Annotated in this window: 18 protein-coding genes; 8 read left to right on the forward strand and 10 right to left on the reverse strand. The window is 69.5% G+C overall.

Features of this window, described 5'->3' with window-relative positions; translation table 11 throughout:
- The first annotated feature begins 209 nt into the window (after positions 1-209).
- Positions 210-572, forward strand: a complete 363-nt coding sequence (locus A3862_RS01070) for a hypothetical protein (protein WP_043755170.1) — start codon at positions 210-212, stop codon at positions 570-572.
- A gap of 67 nt (positions 573-639) precedes the next feature.
- Here the strand turns inward: A3862_RS01070 and A3862_RS01075 are convergent, their stop codons facing one another.
- Positions 640-969: a c-type cytochrome gene (locus tag A3862_RS01075; RefSeq protein ID WP_043755168.1), complete on the reverse strand. Its 330-nt coding sequence runs from the start codon at positions 967-969 to the stop codon at positions 640-642.
- A complete protein-coding gene (locus A3862_RS01080; RefSeq protein ID WP_043755166.1) occupies positions 969-1,781 on the reverse strand; it encodes a universal stress protein in 813 nt (270 codons plus the stop codon). The genes A3862_RS01075 and A3862_RS01080 overlap by 1 nt, the downstream gene beginning before the upstream one ends.
- A 173-nt stretch (positions 1,782-1,954) precedes the next feature.
- On the opposite strand from A3862_RS01080, the gene A3862_RS01085 reads away from it, so the two are divergent.
- Both A3862_RS01085 and A3862_RS01090 read left to right on the forward strand, forming a co-directional pair.
- Complete coding sequence (locus A3862_RS01085) at positions 1,955-2,773, forward strand: universal stress protein (RefSeq protein WP_043755163.1); 819 nt, start codon at positions 1,955-1,957, stop codon at positions 2,771-2,773.
- 14 nt (positions 2,774-2,787) lie between these two features.
- The gene (locus A3862_RS01090; RefSeq protein WP_043382136.1) at positions 2,788-2,979 is read left to right on the forward strand and encodes a hypothetical protein; all 192 of its coding nucleotides are present in this window, start codon (positions 2,788-2,790) and stop codon (positions 2,977-2,979) included.
- A 155-nt stretch (positions 2,980-3,134) separates the two neighbouring features.
- On the opposite strand, the gene A3862_RS01095 is transcribed toward A3862_RS01090, so the two are convergent.
- The 4 genes from A3862_RS01095 to A3862_RS01110 form a co-directional block, all read right to left on the reverse strand.
- A complete protein-coding gene (locus A3862_RS01095; RefSeq protein ID WP_043755159.1) occupies positions 3,135-4,643 on the reverse strand; it encodes a DUF2336 domain-containing protein in 1,509 nt (502 codons plus the stop codon).
- Positions 4,640-5,725 carry a lytic transglycosylase gene (locus A3862_RS01100; protein ID WP_043755156.1) on the reverse strand — a complete coding sequence of 362 codons (1,086 nt, stop codon included), beginning with the start codon at positions 5,723-5,725 and terminating at the stop codon, positions 4,640-4,642. Before A3862_RS01100 ends, A3862_RS01095 begins: the two co-directional genes overlap by 4 nt.
- A gap of 89 nt (positions 5,726-5,814) precedes the next feature.
- Positions 5,815-6,444, reverse strand: coding sequence for a flavin reductase family protein (locus A3862_RS01105; protein ID WP_043755155.1), 630 nt, complete (start codon positions 6,442-6,444; stop codon positions 5,815-5,817).
- Between the two features lie 11 nt (positions 6,445-6,455).
- The gene (locus A3862_RS01110; RefSeq protein ID WP_043755153.1) at positions 6,456-7,019 is read right to left on the reverse strand and encodes a nitroreductase family protein; all 564 of its coding nucleotides are present in this window, start codon (positions 7,017-7,019) and stop codon (positions 6,456-6,458) included.
- A 153-nt stretch (positions 7,020-7,172) separates the two neighbouring features.
- Here A3862_RS01110 and A3862_RS01115 point away from each other — a divergent pair, with 153 nt between their 5' ends.
- Positions 7,173-8,090, forward strand: coding sequence for a hypothetical protein (locus A3862_RS01115; RefSeq protein ID WP_043755151.1), 918 nt, complete (start codon positions 7,173-7,175; stop codon positions 8,088-8,090).
- Positions 8,091-8,107: 17 nt separating this feature from the next.
- Here the strand turns inward: A3862_RS01115 and A3862_RS01120 are convergent, their stop codons facing one another.
- Positions 8,108-8,995 carry a DMT family transporter gene (locus A3862_RS01120; RefSeq protein ID WP_111473145.1) on the reverse strand — a complete coding sequence of 296 codons (888 nt, stop codon included), beginning with the start codon at positions 8,993-8,995 and terminating at the stop codon, positions 8,108-8,110.
- A 276-nt stretch (positions 8,996-9,271) separates the two neighbouring features.
- Here A3862_RS01120 and A3862_RS01125 point away from each other — a divergent pair, with 276 nt between their 5' ends.
- The 3 genes from A3862_RS01125 to A3862_RS31330 all read left to right on the forward strand — a co-directional run bounded on the left by A3862_RS01125 (position 9,272) and on the right by A3862_RS31330 (position 11,480).
- Positions 9,272-9,670, forward strand: coding sequence for a PRC-barrel domain-containing protein (locus A3862_RS01125; RefSeq protein WP_043382150.1), 399 nt, complete (start codon positions 9,272-9,274; stop codon positions 9,668-9,670).
- A gap of 763 nt (positions 9,671-10,433) precedes the next feature.
- A complete protein-coding gene (locus tag A3862_RS01135) occupies positions 10,434-10,928 on the forward strand; it encodes an HD domain-containing protein (RefSeq protein WP_043382283.1) in 495 nt (164 codons plus the stop codon).
- A 393-nt stretch (positions 10,929-11,321) separates the two neighbouring features.
- Positions 11,322-11,480, forward strand: a complete 159-nt coding sequence (locus A3862_RS31330) for a hypothetical protein (RefSeq protein ID WP_164706327.1) — start codon at positions 11,322-11,324, stop codon at positions 11,478-11,480.
- 157 nt (positions 11,481-11,637) lie between these two features.
- Here A3862_RS31330 and A3862_RS01140 read toward each other — a convergent pair whose 3' ends face one another.
- Positions 11,638-11,826 (reverse strand): hypothetical protein, encoded by a 189-nt coding sequence (locus A3862_RS01140; RefSeq protein ID WP_043755149.1) that lies wholly within the window; start codon positions 11,824-11,826, stop codon positions 11,638-11,640.
- A gap of 676 nt (positions 11,827-12,502) precedes the next feature.
- Here A3862_RS01140 and A3862_RS01150 point away from each other — a divergent pair.
- Positions 12,503-13,792: a D-serine ammonia-lyase gene (locus tag A3862_RS01150; protein ID WP_111473146.1), complete on the forward strand. Its 1,290-nt coding sequence runs from the start codon at positions 12,503-12,505 to the stop codon at positions 13,790-13,792.
- A 168-nt stretch (positions 13,793-13,960) separates the two neighbouring features.
- Here A3862_RS01150 and A3862_RS01155 read toward each other — a convergent pair whose 3' ends face one another.
- Positions 13,961-14,212, reverse strand: a complete 252-nt coding sequence (locus A3862_RS01155; protein WP_043347619.1) for a PilZ domain-containing protein — start codon at positions 14,210-14,212, stop codon at positions 13,961-13,963.
- A gap of 131 nt (positions 14,213-14,343) precedes the next feature.
- Complete coding sequence (locus tag A3862_RS01160; protein WP_043347621.1) at positions 14,344-14,631, reverse strand: hypothetical protein; 288 nt, start codon at positions 14,629-14,631, stop codon at positions 14,344-14,346.
- Positions 14,632-14,982 lie beyond the last annotated feature (351 nt).

A 14,982-nucleotide genomic window follows, 5' to 3' on the forward strand; every position in this document is an offset into this window, starting at 1 on the left:
GTATCGGATAGGCTTATGCAGCGATCGACCACGGGAAATGCTGTCTTCGCACGTGAACCGACGAGCTTGGCCTGCCGAGGCGGCGCGTCCTCGGATCGCGCACGCAGCGAGACCTTCACCGGATGAGGGTCCGTTGACACGCGTCAAACGCGCGGTCGGGGTGCGGGTCTATGATCCGCGCCGTCATCCGATGACCGGAAGAAGGCGTCATGTTCCGCTCTGTCCTCGTCATCGCCACCCTGGTCGGATCGACCGCGGCGCTCGCGCGGCCCGGAAGCGGCGCCCTGCCCTTCGCGCATGTCGAGGCGCGTCGGACATCGACTTGCGCGTGCGGCCCCGTGCGAAGATCGCCCCGCTTCAGGGACCGGGCGTCGGTCTACCGCGATCGCGCGGCCTCCCAAGGCGGCGTGCGAAGCCGGACCTTGGCCGGCGGCCGATTCGACACGGGCGCCCCTGTTCCGGTGATGGGCACGGCAGACGGATTCCAGCGCTGGAGGCGCTACGACGATTGCATCTGGGGTTACGCCGGTCTCCTTCCGCCGGCGCATTGCACCGACTATTACGCCTTCTGAACCCGGCCGCGATCCGATCCGCACTGCAGTGACCGGGATGCACGGTCGTGCATTCGTCGACCGGCCGTCACGGTTTCAGCGTCTTGAGGTAAGCCGTGAGGTCGGCGGCATCATCCGGTTCGAGCCGGAAGTCCGGCATCGCCGGATGCCGCCGCTCGACGCCCTCGATCAGGACGTCGGCGAGGTCGTCGACGGGAAAGCGCTCGGCCAGCATGCGGAAGGTCGGGGCCGCCCGCATCGGGCTCGCGCCCCCGAGGGCGATGGCGTGGCAGCCTGCGCAATGCGCATGCGCAAACTTCCGCCCCTGCGGCGCCGAGGATTCCTCCGCCCCGATCGCTCCGGTGCAGAGCAGATCCAGGCCGAGGGCGACACCGACGGAGAGCAGCCGCCAACGCATCAGTGACACATCAGGCTGCAGATGGGTGCGCGGTCGAGGACATCGCGCGTGACGCCGCCGAAGATCCATTCCCGCAAGCGGGAATGGCCGTAGGCCCCCATGACGACCAGATCGGCGTCCTGCTCCAGGGCGAACCGCATGATCGCGTCGGCATCCGGGCCGGCGGCGTGGAGGTGGTGGGCGGTGGCGCTCACGCCGTGCCGGGCGAGGTGAACCGCCAGATCCTCGGCGTTGCCGACGCGCACGTCCTCGCCGCGGGTCGCTACGAGCACCTGATCCGCCGCGCGGAAGAAGGGCAGCGCCGCCGACATCGCTCGGCGCGCTTCAGGACCGTCCTTCCAGGCGAGGACGATGCGGGCGGCCTTCAGATGGACGATCCGCGGCGGCACGATGAGGACGGGCCGGCCGGCTTGCATCAGGACGGGCCCCGGCGACACGCCGAGCGGACCCGGGTCCGGATCATCCGGCCCCTGCCGGCTCACGACGACGAGGTCGGCGGTGCTCGCCTGTTCGACGAGATGCGTCAGCGGATCCGCGAAGCCCGCGTGCCAGAGCGTGCGCAGCTCGCTGCCGGCGCTGTGTTCGAACACGTCGCGCGCCCGTTGCAGGATCCCGCGGACCCGGGTCGCATTCTGCTCGACGTCGTCGGCCGCCTCGCAGAGGTCCCGCACCAGGATGGGAACAGGCACCGTCTGCGCGGCTGCACCCGTGAGGATCGCTTCGAAGCGCCGCGCCAATCCGGCGGCGAGGCTGACCCGGTCCGGAGCGTCCTCGCTGAGGTCGAGGGCGACGAGGATATTCGCGTAGCCCATGGCGCCCCTTCCCGTGCCGAAAGCGAGACACGACGGGTGGCCCAGAAGGCGCGTGGTCGCCTTGATCCAGCGCAAGATGCTGGGTCGTCCGGGTCTTGAGATGGATCAAGGCTCTGCGGAAACCGCGACCGCATTGTGGGTGGGTATTCCGTTCCCGGTCGCAGGATATCCGCATGTCGTACGCTAGCCTCATGGTCGCGGTCGATGACGGGCTGCACGCCGCGCAACGCATACGACTCGCTGCGGATCTCGCGCATCGCCTGGGCACGCGCCTCGTCGGCGTGGCCGCATGCGTGCCGGATTATCCGCGGGGCTATGGCGAGACCGCCGTGCCCATGGGCTCGGCCATCGAGGACATCCGCCAAGCCGCCCTTACGAGACTCGCAGGCTTCGAACAGATCTTCCGGGAGGCCGCCTGCCGCAGCGACCGCGTCGAGTGGCGCTCGGATCTCGACCATCCCGTCCGCTTTCTGGAGCAACAGGCGCGGGCCGCAGACCTCGTCGTCGTCGGTCGCTACGCGCAGAACGAGGGAGTGTCCCTCGGGGCTGCGGTCGACCTCGGGGACGTTCTGATGGAGCTGGGCCGTCCGGTTCTGGTCGTACCGCCCGGCGTCGAGCGAATGGAGGCGAAGCGCATCGTCGTCGGGTGGAAGAGCTCTCCGCAAACCCGCAGGGCCGTATGGGACGCGATGCCGTTGCTCAGGCGTGCGGAGACGGTCGAGGTGGTGCGGGTCAACGATGGCGAGGACGCGTCAGAGATCGAGGATGTCGCCCGGTACTTGGCCCTCCACGACGTGAAGGCGGTGCCGCGCCGAGTCGTGGCATCGGGCTGGACGGCGGCCGAGGAACTGCAGAGGGCAGCGGTCGAGGCCGATGCGGACCTGATCGTGACCGGGGCCTACGGCTACAGCCGTCTGCGAGAATGGTTCTTCGGCGGCGTGACCCGTGACCTCCTGGCCGACGCGTCGGTCTGCAGCCTGATGAGCCACTGACGGGAGGTGCGCCGATGGCGAACCCGGGCAACCCTGGCGATCCTGACACCGGCTTCCCGCCGCCATCTCCCGCGCGGACACCGGAGCCGCAGCAAACCCCGCTGCCGGAGCCCCTGGGCATCCCCGACTCGGAGCCGGACGACGTGCCGCCGGCCAACGAGCCGCTGGGCATCCCGGGCGGAATGCCGCCCGAGATCGTGCCCTGACTGCGGACTCGTGCCTGACCGGCCCCGGAAGCCGGCGATCCCGGCCGTGTCCTGAAGCTCTTCCCGTGCGGAGCGATCCAGGCGCAGCGGTGCCGCCCGCCGCTGCGCTCGCCCAGGACGAGGCGGCGACGGCCAGGCCGGGCCCTGTCGTCCGATCAGGCGGCGATGCGCGCAGCCTGATCGCTGGTCGCCTCCTCCGAATCCGGCTCGGCGCGACCCTGGCTGGCGCGGAAATGGTCGAGGAGGCTGTCACCGAGGCCGTCGAGCACCCGATCGGTCGCGGCCTGCGTGGCCGGGTCCAGTTCCTCGGTGCGATACCAAGCCAGGATCTGCTCCGGCAACGCGTCGAGGATCGCCCCCACGGGATTGAGCGGCTCGGCCACAGCCGGCACGTTGGCAACGGCTGTGACGATGACGGTTTCGTCAGGACCGGCCTCGGCCACGAAGGCGGTCCGGCGCTGGCTTTCCAAGGCAGCACGCCACGCGGCGTCGGCGGCTTCGGTCTCCCGGCGGGCCGTTTCCCGGGCGAGCGCCTGTGCGGCAATGGTGCGGGCCGCCTCGCGGGCCTCGTCCCGGGCGGCCTCGGCCTCGTAGCGGGTCAGCAGGGTGATGACCGGATGCATGTGCGGATCCGAGAGATCGCCGCAGGCCTCGATGGCGCATTCGATGATCCGCCGCGACAGACCGGTTCCCCGGGCGGGGAGCGCCCGGCCGGCGAGGTCCTGCCAGGCGGAGAGCGCCGCCTGCATCGCCGGCAGGAGCGGTTCGGGAAGGCCGGCTCTGGCATGCAGGTCCGCGAACTGGCGCGGGTCGCGCATGGCCCGGACGATCGCGGCATGATCCTGACCCGAGAGGTCGGCCAGGGCGGCCAGGGCGAAGTCGATCCGGCCGGAGAGCACGGCTCGGAGAACGAGCCCTGCCGTCAGCTGCCGGGTCGTGCGCAGATGGGTCACGAGGCGCGACACCGCAGCCGCACCCCGTCCTTCGCAGGCTTCGAGGGCCACGCGCTCGCCGGCCTCGCGGCTCATCCGGCCGCAACGCTCGGCGCTGAGCCAGCCCCGGTCCGTGACGAACCCGGAGAGGGCCTGTGCCACCGCGATCCCGAGGGCATGGCGCACCTCGGGGGGCAGGTCGGCCCGGACAAGCAGTGCCTCGCGCAGGGACGCCTCGTCTCCCCGCCGCTCGATCATGCGCAGCAACCGGCCGGCGGTGATCTTCGCCGTCGGATTGGCCGCCAGAACGACCAGCGTGTCCGTCTCGCCGATCTCGGCCAGGGCGCCCGAGACCGCGTGCGACAGGTGGTGCCGGGCGGCGATCACCGCGCGGGTCGCCTCATCGCCGAGGGCCGCGGCGTCCACGAGATCGGCATCGGTGAGGACCGGGGATCGGGCCAGGACCAGCCGCGCCACCTCCGGCACATCGCAGGAGAGGGCGACCACGAGGGGACGCGGGGCCCGTGCCGAGGCCGCGCAGGTCTCGGCGAGCGCCCGGCGTACCAGCGGCGATGGATCGTCCAAGAGCGCGAGCAGCGCCGTCTTGGCCTCCCAGGCCTCGTCGGCGTTGAGATCCCCGTACAGATAGGCCCGCGCCAGAGACGCGGTCGCCTCGGCCCGGCCTCCGGCCGAAGCATTCTGCGTCCAGGCCAGGAAGTCGCGGATGATCATCGACCGCTCCGGGGGGCGAACAGGCTGGTCCTGTCGCCGGGCATGGGCACTGCGACCGCAAGTTCCGCGGGTCGGCGGGGCGGCAGCGGCGGATTGAGAAGAGGTGCGCCCGCGGGCGTCGCCGCCGGTTCGGGAAGTGCGCCCGTGACGGCAGGCTCCGCGTCGGCGACGCGCGACGGCAGCTCCGAATCGGAGCGCGGGAAGTAGGTCGGCGCCGGGTGCTGCGTCGGCGCGGCGGTGTTGCGGGACTGCCAGAGCCGCGCCGCGGCATCCGACGCCGCACCGCGCTGGTCCGTCTGGAACAGGCTGCGCAGATCCGAGCTCCCGCCGAACGCGGTCGCTGCACTGGCATAGGCCGACACGGCCTGCGGCGCGCCGGCGTTATCCTGGCGCAGGCCGGTCAGGTCGGTGGCGGCCGCGCCCTGTGCGGCCGCCGAGAGGCTGGCATACAGTTCGGCAGCGCTGCGCGGCCGTCCGGCGCGGTCGTAGAACAGAGCCCGGTTCGCGGCGGCCGCCTCCGGCAGGTCGAGGGCGGCGGCGCGCTCCGGGAAGGCGCGGGCCGTCGAGATCAGGGCCGCGGCACCCTTCGCGCCCAGCACATGCGCCGCATAGAGGTCGCCCGCGGTCGGCTCCCGGCCGAGGGCGCTCGTCAGGGCGTCCGCATTCTGCTGAGTCAGGGCGCCGGCCAGCGTGGCGGAGATCTTGGGATCGCGGCGCAGGTCGAGGATCGCCTGCCGCTGGCTCGCGTCGGGGACCGTATAGGTCCCGTCCGACTGTCGGGTGATGGCTTCGGCCTGGGCCTGCAGACCGAGCCGCGGCCCGGCATTCTTCATCACGCCGAGCCAGGTCTGCTCGATGAACTGGAACAGCCCGGTGGCGGAGGAGGTCCCCGCCTTGGCGGCGGGGTCGAGGGCCGATTCACGCCGCGCCGTGGCGAGGAGATAGTCGAAGCCGACGCCGCTCGCCGTCGCTCCGTCACGGATCGCCTGGACGACCGGCCCCGAGGCGGGCGCGGCCGGCAGGGACCGCGCCTGGGGCGGCGGGCTCTCCGGTGGGCTCGACGGCGTGGTGAACAGGAACATCCGGGCGCGCACGGGAGTGGGGACCGTCCGAACCTGCGCCCGCTATGGTAAACAAGTCCTCAATCGACGGTGCGCGTCCCGATCCTGTTTCAGGACCCGGTGAACTCCCCGGCGCCCTTCGGCCGGCGCATCTGGAACCGGGTGTCGGCCGTGACGTGAAAGTAGTCGAAGTATCCGCCACGCATGATCGGATGCATCGCTGCCGTATCGACCATGCCGTCGACCACGTAGCGTGGATCGATATAGATCGACACGACTTGGCCGATCACAAGGAAATTCTCGGCCTCGCCGCCCTCGAGGGGGACCAGCGGCACGGTCTGCAACCAGCGGCATTCCAACGCCGCCGGCGAGGCGGCCACCCGCGGTGGGTGAACCTTATGCGAGGGCGCGGTCTCCAGCTTGGCGAAGGCGAACTCGCTCGTTCCGCGCGGCAGCGGCGCCGAGGAATCGTTCATCCCGTCGCGCAGATCCCAGGTCGCGAGACTGCAGACGAATTCCTGCCCCTCCTCGGCGAAGGTCATCGCGTCCTTGCGGCCCGTGGAGGAGAACGCGACCATGTTGTCGGCCACGGCGTTGAAGAACGAGTAGGGCGCGAGGTTCACCGCGCCCGCACGGTTCATGGCGCTGATCCAGCCGATCGGGCGGGGCGCGACGATCGCCTTCAGCGGATTGTGCGGGAGGGCGCGCGCCTCCCGAGGCAGCGCGAGATCGTAATGCACGGCCGGTCCCTTCAGAGATAGGTGACGATGTCGTCGAGCGCCGGCCGCAACCGGTCGGAGGGCACCTCGCGCGCCCGGCCGATATGGACGAAGCCCGCCAGTTTCTCGGCCGGCGCCAAGCCCAGTGCGTCGAGGACGCGACGGTCGTAGGCGAACCATTCCGTCAGCCAGGAGGTCGCGAAACCGGCGGCATTCGCCGCGATCACGAGGTTCATGGTGGCGGCACCGGCGGAGAGCACCTGCTCCCATTCCGGGATCTTCACATGCGGCCCGGCTCGCGAGACCACCGCGACGACCACCGGCGCGTGGGTCAGGCGCGCCCGCTCCTGCGCGAGCCGCTCCGGCGAGGCGTCCGGATTGTCCGCCGCGAAGGTCGACGCAATGATCTCGCCCGCCCGCGACCGCGCCTCCCCGCCGATCACGATGAAGCGCCAGGGCGCGAGCTTGCCGTGGTCGGGCACGCGGGAGGCCGCGGTCAGGATTGCCTCCAGCTGCGCGCGATCCGGGCCCGGCTCGTCCAGCAGCGGCGGCGGCACCGAACGTCGGGTCTTCAGGAGATCGAGGGTGGCGGTCATGCGCTCCGTCCCGGTATCGCGTCCCGTGGGGGATGTGGCATGCGCGGGCCTCCGGTGGAAGTGCGGCCTTGCCACCGCCATGGTCCGGAGGCACAGGCAGCCCCGGACGATCCGGCGTCCGAGCTGGGGCAAAGGGTTGAGAGAGGCCGACCGATGCGCATGAGGCTTGCCGCGACGGCGCTGGCGATTCTCGCTGCCGGCCTGCTGCCCGCATCCGCCCAGCAGGACCCGTTCCAGAACCGGCTCGGCGGCGCCCTCCCCTCGCCGTCGATCACCACGCCGAACCTGCCGCCATCCCTGCCGGCCGCCGAGCCGGAGGCGCAGCTGTCCCTGTCGGCGCTTCTGTCCGGGCCGGGCACACCCCTGCGCCAGGGGCTGGCATGGCGCATCTACGAGGACCGGGGCGACGGCACCCGCCCCGCGATCGTCGCCCGTTCCAACGAGGCGGAGCCGCATTTCAACCTCGCCCCGGGCACCTATGTGGCGACCGTGACCTACGGTTTCGCCAGCGCCTCGAAGCGGCTCGTGATGGGTGGCCAGCCGACCACCGATACGCTGCGGGTGGCAGCCGGCGCCCTGAAGCTTGCGGGCGCCGTGGGTGACCAGAAGATCCCGCCCGGCCAAGTGATGTTCTCGGTCTTCGTGCCGGTGGGGACCAATTCCGAGGGCCGCCTCGTCCGCTCCGGGATCAAGACCGGCGAATTGCTGCGCCTGCCCGAGGGCACGTATCACGTGGTCTCGACCTATGGGGAGTCGAATGCGATTCAGCGCGCAGACCTCCGGGTCGAGAACGGCAAGGTGACGGAGGCGACCCTCAACCACCGCGCCGCCACCGTCACGCTGAAACTCGTGGCCGCTCCCGGGGCCGAGGCCTTCGCGGGCACCGCCTTCTCGGTTCTCACCCCCGGCGGCGACACGATCCGCGAGGCCATCGGGGCGTTCCCGCAGGTGACCCTCGCCGAGGGCGATTACGTCCTGATCGCGCGCCATGACGGGCAGGTCTACACGCGGGAATTCAAGGTCGAGAGCGGCCTCGACCGCGACATCGAGGTCGTGGCCAAGTCGGGCTGAGAGCGCCGGATCGGCTTTCAGGTGAAGCGCCGGGCCAGGGCTACGCAGGCGGCCACGGCCAGAGCGGCGCCGATCATGGCGGGCTCGATCCGCTCGCCGAGGACCAGCGCGGCGACGCCGAGGCCCAGGAACGGCTGCAGCAACTGGAGCTGGCCGACCGCCGCGATGCCGCCGCGCGCCAGGGCCCGATACCAGAACACGAAGCCGATCAGCATGCTGAACAGCGCCACGTAGGCGAGGCCCGCCCAGGCTGGCAGCGGGATCGTGCCGGGCTCGGCCGGACAGAGCGCCAGGGCCAGCGGCACGCTGACCGGCAAGGACAGGACCGTGGCCCAGGCGATCACCTGCCATCCGCCGAGCCGGCGCGCCAGGACGCCGCCTTCGGCGTAGCCGAGCCCGCAGAGCACGATCGCCGCGAGCATGAAGGCATCCCCGGGACCGGGCGGTCCATCGAGGCCGCGCGCGGCGAAGGCGACCGTGACGAGCGCACCGGTGAGCGAAAACAACCAGAAGACGGGCGATGGCCGTTCGCCCGAGCGCAGCGCACCGAACAGCGCGGTGACCAGGGGCAGCAGGCCGAGGAACACCGTTCCATGCGCGGCACCGACGGTCTGCAAGGCCAGGGCGGTAAGCAGCGGAAACCCGACCACGACCCCCGCGGCCACGATGGCGAGCGCCGGAACGTCAGCCCGGCGCGGGCGCGCTTGGCGCAGGGCCAGAAGGGCCGCCGCACCGGCGAGGCCGGCGAGCGCCGCCCGTGCCGCACTGAGGAACAGGGCGTCCATGCCGGTCAGGGCGAGCCGGGTCGCGACCAGCGAGGCGCTGAAGATGGTGATCCCGACAAGACCATCCATCCAGGCGCTTGGTGCCGACCTCCGCGCCCGATCGAGCGAGGCGTCTGCCATGCATGTCTCCCGCAAACTCACGTTGGCCTTCGCTTGCCGCGACGGGCACCGGTGGGCCAGGAACGATCCCGCCGCCGCGGGGCATTCTGTCCCGGTCACGCGTCAGTACAGTTGCGCAAGGGGTTCGACGGGCGACTCATGACCAGGTGCCCGCGGACCGCGCGGGCACCTCGCGAGGGCTCCATGTTCCGCGCATTAACATTTCCGTGCGGGGGCGGAACGATGCGGCGTCATCGTCCATTTCCAGCCACCCATACCGGGACACTGGAGTTATTCATGCGCCGCCTCGTCCTTACAGCCCTCGCCGCCGCCACCCTCGCCGGTCCCGCCTTCGCCGCCAACGAGGCGCCCGCGACGGTGGCGCCGAAATTCGAGGCTGTCCCGCAGGACGCCGTGCTCAGCTACAATCTGATCGGTCTCAACGTCACCGACGCGCAGAACAACACGGTGGGCGAGATCAAGGATCTGGCCATCAATCACGACAAGCTTGTCGGCTACATCGTCTCGGTGGGCGGCTTCCTCGGCATGGGCGAGCACTACGTGGCGGTTTCGCCGAGCTCGATCGCCATCGGCTACGACGCCGACGCGAAGAAGTGGAAGGCCGTCATCGGAGCCTCCAAGGATCAGCTCAAGGCTGCGCCGGAATTCAAGTACGACGGCAAGTTCAAGCGCTGAGAACCAGATCTCAGACGAGGCCGGGCAGAGCGCCCGGCCGACCATTCGGGTCTCGCGGTGGAACGATCGCGGGACCCGTCGTGGCGGCCGAGGCATAACGCAGCGCCGGGCCGCCATGACACGATCGACGACAGTGCTGTCTGTCCCGACCGCACGAGGCGGAATGACAGGCTATCGCAACGGTGCGACGGTGTCGCCCTGGGAGGGGCGATCAGGCGCTCGGTGAAGCGGTCCACCGGGGCTTTCCAGAGCCTGACGCGCCAAGCAGGCGACCAAAGCGTCGCGTTTGGCCTGACGAAGCACGATCCGGGCGGCGGCCCGTGCGTTGGCGGCGCGCAACTCGGCGCGCGGGCCTCCATCGCGAAGGGCCCGCCATGCCAGGGCACGGAACCATCGGACGTTGGCCAGGGCCGCGGCGCGCCGGCTGAGCGGCCCACCGACATCGAGCGGCTTCTCCAGTGTCACGGACGCCATGGGCTCAATCCTGAAGTGCGACTCGCCGCTTGTCCGAACAGAGACAAGAGATGGCGAGTTCCGAGGAGCTGGGCAATAGTCCAAACGGTCATAACTTTCGGCCGACGCGCGAAGACTGCGCATCCGTGATATTTTCCGGACCCGCACCGTCTCGGCTTCGACGGCCCGGGTAAGACACGGCCTTCTTTGACCCGGGCCGGTCGGGAACACCCCAGCGCGTTGAGGACTTCACGGAGCTGGGAGCCGGAGCGACGGCAATCCGGTCCGGTGGATGCCGCAAGAGGGCAGCGTGCCGACGATCTTCGATGCCCATACCTTCGCCCTTACCGCGCATGCCGGTCAGCTCGACAAGTGTGGCGAGCCCTGCATGCGGCACCTGGAGCGCGTTGCGAACGCGGCCCTGGCCCGAGCCGGTCACGCCCGACTCAGCGACGGACTCGACATTGACCCGATGCGAGTGATGCAGGCGGCGCTCCTGCACGATGTGCTGGAGGACACGTCACGCACGACGACAGATCTTCAGGCGGCCGGTTTCGAGGCGGATATTATCAGAACGGTCACGCTTCTCACGAAGCCCGCCAGCCGGATCGCCTATTCGGAACGGATTGCGGCCCTGATCGCATCGGGTGATCTCGCGGCACTGCTGATCAAGATGTCCGATACGGAGGACAATCTTCGTCCCTCCCGGATACCGCCCGATGCCGCCTTCCTGCGCGAGCGCTACGCCGACGCCTTCGCACGTCTGAAGTCGGCTGCGGCGGTGGTGGGATACACAGGGCGCTGAGGCCGGGGGCAAACGGGTCGCGTTGTGATCCGCTTCCGCCATCTCCGTGCCGCTGAACGGCAACGCCGCGATCCGCCGCCCAGAGTGGACGGAAAGCTGAAGAGTGAGGTCCCGGCTGCCGGGCTTGGCCTTCGCCGGTCAGGGTGCCCTTCCCGCCACCTGGGCTGCCGGCGGCACCGTCTGGCGTCTGAGGGAGATCGACTCGGAACTGATGATCGTCCCCCGGATTGCATCGTCTGCGGATGCTACCCCCCGCTTTGGCCGCGGAAGACGTCGCCGTAGCAAAGCGGCGGGAGCAAAGTTCCGAGCGACGCAGGCTTCGGGCCAGCGGTCCTCAGCACTGAAGCCGAGCGCTGTCGGTCCCATTCCATCCAATTGCAAGAAGGAAGTTCCATGCCGTCGATCAGTCGTCTCTCGCTGGTAGGATTCATGCTGATCGGCCTCGCGGCCTGCGACGACAAGCAGGCGCAGAACAATACACCGACGAAGCCCGACACCACGAAGATGGAACCGCAGACCGATCAATCCGCACCGAACCCGCCGAAGCGCTAGAACCGTTCCCGATCGCCTCGCGATCAGGAGCGGCTCAAAGCCTTCGTCCTAAGGCGCCTCTTGCGCCGAACCGGCGTTCATTGCGGCGGCGCGGACGCGCGCCGGCAGCCCGCGATCGTAACGGGGCCGATCGATGGACGGTCCGAGACATCTGCGGTCATGCCCGGTCCGATGTGGCCGCGGAGCCCTCCGGGCCGGAGGCCGTGGTTAAGGTAGGATCGCCGGAAGGCTCAGCCACGAAAGGGGCGACTGCGCCGAAGCTCAGGGCGGCTTGGACGAGGATGTCATCGAGCGTATCGGCAGCCAAAAGCGCGCCGTCGAATACGGACCACAGGATCTGGCGCATCGGTCTCCTCCCGCCGCATCCCGGGACGACGCCGCTCACCGGCGTCGACCCGGGATGCGGCGCTCATTCGGTTCGCATCTGCATGCTCAGACGAAGTGCATCGGCAGGGCACGATCGAGGACTTCGACGTAGGTTCCGGCCAGGACCGCGATGGTGGCGAGGGCGGCGGCGGCGGCAACGGTGAGACGCGCAGTGAGGGTCATTGGAAGTCTCCATCGGATCCGCGACTGTCTTCGCGGTGTGATCCCGATGTAAGCTCAAGCTTTGCGGGCCGAAGTGCTCCCGCACACCTGAAAACGGATCGCGTGACCGTCGCGCGGCTCAGGGGAGCGGCAGTCCCGTCGGGAGCGTCGCGGGGCCGGAACGATCGCCGACGGCATCGACGGCACGGTTCAGAGGGCCGGCGTGGCGTTCCCGTCCGTCGAGATCGTCTCCCTCTTACACAAGCCTCCCCCTGCGACGGCGTCTGGGTGACCTTCACGGGATGTCCGCCACCGCGACAGCGCCAGCCCCGACGAGGGCGCAAGGACGGATCGCCGGCCAGACCCACCATGCGCCCGATGGGCATGCCGAACGGCAGGTGGCTCTGATAAGCAGTCCGGGCGGAGACACGCGGCCGCGTCACCGACCCTCGCGCAGGTCGGACCGGCCCGAAGCGAGCGGGATCCAAAACGCCATGGCAGGGATCGTCGAGATGCAGAACAGCCCCCGGGTCGACCGCATCCCCGTCGCGGTCAAGCAGGCCTGTCCGACGATCTGGATCAACCCGGCGGTGGCCGACAGTGCGTCCGTCCTCCCGGATCTGGCGCTGGGCAAAGCCGACGTCGACGGTGCGGTGGCACGCTGGCAGCGCTTCGCACCGTTGCTGACGCGCCTCTTCCCGGAGGAGGTGTCAGGCCGGATCGATTCACCGCTGATCCCGCTGGCGGCCGGCTTGTCCGACACCATCCTGTGTGGAGCGGGGGGCCGTGTACTGGTCAAGGCGGACCATGCATTGCCGGTGACGGGCTGCATCAAGGCACGCGGCGGCGTCTACGAGGTCCTGGCCTACGCCGAGGCGCTGGCCGCGCAGGCCGGACTTCTCGCCGAGGGCCGATCCTATGCGGCCTTCGCGGACCCGGAATTTCGCGACCTGTTTGGCCGTCACATCATCGCGGTCGGCAGCACCGGCAATCTCGGCTTCAGTGTCGGACTGATGGGACGGGCGCTCGGATTCGCGGTGGAAGTCCATATGTCGCACGATGCCAAGGCCTGGAAGAAGGAACGCCTGCGGGAACTCGGCGCCCGCGTGGTCGAGCATCGCGGCGATTACGGTGCGGCGGTCGCGGCGGCGCGCAACGCCTATTCCGGACGCGGCAACGCGCATTTCGTCGACGACGAGGATTCGGTCGAGCTGTTCCTGGGCTATGCGGCCGCGGCCCTCGACCTGGAGCGCCAGCTCGCTGCAGCCGGGATCCCGGTTGGACCGGCCCATCCCCTGTTCGTCCATCTGCCCTGTGGCGTCGGAGGCGCGCCGGGTGGTGTCGCCTTCGGCCTCAAGCTGCTGTTCGGTGATTCCGTGCATCCGGTCTTCGTCGAGCCCGTGGCGTCGCCCTGCATGCTGGTTCAGCTCGCGGCGGGCCTCGAACGGCCGGTGAGCGTCTACGATGTCGGTCTCGACAATCGCACCGCCGCCGACGGGCTGGCGGTCGCCTCCGCGTCCATGCTGGTCGCTCGCACCCTCGAGAAGCTTGTCCGGGCCGTGGTCACGGTCCCCGACGATGCGTTGTATCGTTGGCTCAAGATCCTCTGGACGGAGGCGGGTATCCGCCTGGAGCCTTCCGCGGCGGCCGGCTTCGCGGCGGCGGGACGTTTTGCACAGACCATCCCGGCGGAGACGCGCGCCGCCGCAACCCACGTCATCTGGACGACCGGTGGTGCGCATCTCCCGGCCGAGGAGTTCGAGGCGGCGCTCGCCCGCGGCTGAGGGGCCTTTCTCGGGGCGGATGCCGACGTCGCGCGCCCCTTCGAATAGGGCTCGACGATCAGTGCCGGGTGGATACGCTCTGCGTCCCCGACCAGGGTGCCGCGAGGTAGACGGCGTCCACCACTCTGACGCGGTCCGCCGCCTCGCCGCGCTCCCGAGACGCGACGATCATTCCATCAGATCGGTCAGGGCCCCGATCTCGTCGGCATTCTTCCAGACCGTCTCGCAACCGATCACCTTCTCGGTGGCGTCGATCGTCAGCTGGAATTCAGCGGGAACCCGCTCCGTGCCGACCAGCCGAAGGCGCACGCCCCAGCGGGACATGTCATGGACCACACAGGGTATCGTCGGGTGACCCGCGACCGCGATGCGTCCGTGCAAGTTGACTGATACGCGCCGGGCGCTTCGCTCTTCGATCATGACAGCTCGACCCCAAACAGGGTCAAGCTAGTGGCGAGGGCTCAAAAAGGTCTTCACGGATTCATTCGAATTGCCGGAATGGGCCTGCCATGACGGCTGCGGCCCGCCGCCGACCTCACGCACGCAGAGGTCTAAGGATAGGCGTGCCGGCGTGCGCGTTCGAAGGCATCCGCGCAGGCCTTGTCGAAGAGCCTGCACGGCGCCGGCGCATCGCCGGGTTCCGCCAACATCGGCTGACCGCGGATGTCTCCGGCTGAATGCACTTGAGAATATCGCGACCGCGGATCGAAATAGGGATCCGACGTGTAGCTGCTCATGAACGCGCCCCCTGCCGCCATCTCGCTCTCCGCACGCGCGGACCCGACCAAGCGCAGCAGCGTCAAGGCCAGGATGAGGAGCCCCAGGTATCGTCCGACCACCGGCTTAACTCCTCGTCGAGCCTGACATCATCAGCACAGACGCCGATCGATCGGCGTCTTCATCCCGCCCCGGAGCGGCGGTGACGGGGGCCGCTCAGGTGTCCGAGAGATTCGCTCGCCGCCATGGCACGGGGTGAGCGCACAGGCCGCAACCCGGCCGAAACGAGGTTCTGCGGTTCGATCACGCGAGACATCGGAGCCACCCCGGCACCCCGGGTCGCGTGGCACGGGCAGCCCCGCGATACGCGGCAATGGCACCGGATCGGTCGGAGCGGCGCCAGAATGATCGTGCAGGATGTGCAAGAGACGCAATTAAATAAGTCTTCTGGCAGTAAAAATTCAATTTTTTTC

It is taken from the genome of Methylobacterium sp. XJLW (assembly GCF_003254375.1).
In the GTDB taxonomy this organism is placed as follows: domain Bacteria; phylum Pseudomonadota; class Alphaproteobacteria; order Rhizobiales; family Beijerinckiaceae; genus Methylobacterium; species Methylobacterium fujisawaense.

Excerpts from the sequence above, each read along its gene's own strand:
- A3862_RS01075 (WP_043755168.1), bottom strand. The coding sequence starts at position 969 with ATGCGTTGGCGGCTGCTCTCCGTCGGTGTCGCCCTCGGCCTGGATCTG.
- A3862_RS01150 (WP_111473146.1), top strand. The coding sequence starts at position 12,503 with ATGGCAGGGATCGTCGAGATGCAGAACAGCCCCCGGGTCGACCGCATC.
- A3862_RS01155 (WP_043347619.1), bottom strand. The coding sequence starts at position 14,212 with ATGATCGAAGAGCGAAGCGCCCGGCGCGTATCAGTCAACTTGCACGGA.
- A3862_RS01085 (WP_043755163.1), top strand. The coding sequence starts at position 1,955 with ATGTCGTACGCTAGCCTCATGGTCGCGGTCGATGACGGGCTGCACGCC.
- A3862_RS01070 (WP_043755170.1), top strand. The coding sequence starts at position 210 with ATGTTCCGCTCTGTCCTCGTCATCGCCACCCTGGTCGGATCGACCGCG.
- A3862_RS01120 (WP_111473145.1), bottom strand. The coding sequence starts at position 8,995 with ATGGCAGACGCCTCGCTCGATCGGGCGCGGAGGTCGGCACCAAGCGCC.
- A3862_RS01115 (WP_043755151.1), top strand. The coding sequence starts at position 7,173 with ATGCGCATGAGGCTTGCCGCGACGGCGCTGGCGATTCTCGCTGCCGGC.
- A3862_RS01080 (WP_043755166.1), bottom strand. The coding sequence starts at position 1,781 with ATGGGCTACGCGAATATCCTCGTCGCCCTCGACCTCAGCGAGGACGCT.
- A3862_RS01125 (WP_043382150.1), top strand. The coding sequence starts at position 9,272 with ATGCGCCGCCTCGTCCTTACAGCCCTCGCCGCCGCCACCCTCGCCGGT.
- A3862_RS01090 (WP_043382136.1), top strand. The coding sequence starts at position 2,788 with ATGGCGAACCCGGGCAACCCTGGCGATCCTGACACCGGCTTCCCGCCG.
- A3862_RS01095 (WP_043755159.1), bottom strand. The coding sequence starts at position 4,643 with ATGATCATCCGCGACTTCCTGGCCTGGACGCAGAATGCTTCGGCCGGA.
- A3862_RS01110 (WP_043755153.1), bottom strand. The coding sequence starts at position 7,019 with ATGACCGCCACCCTCGATCTCCTGAAGACCCGACGTTCGGTGCCGCCG.
- A3862_RS31330 (WP_164706327.1), top strand. The coding sequence starts at position 11,322 with ATGCCGTCGATCAGTCGTCTCTCGCTGGTAGGATTCATGCTGATCGGC.
- A3862_RS01100 (WP_043755156.1), bottom strand. The coding sequence starts at position 5,725 with ATGTTCCTGTTCACCACGCCGTCGAGCCCACCGGAGAGCCCGCCGCCC.
- A3862_RS01140 (WP_043755149.1), bottom strand. The coding sequence starts at position 11,826 with ATGCGCCAGATCCTGTGGTCCGTATTCGACGGCGCGCTTTTGGCTGCC.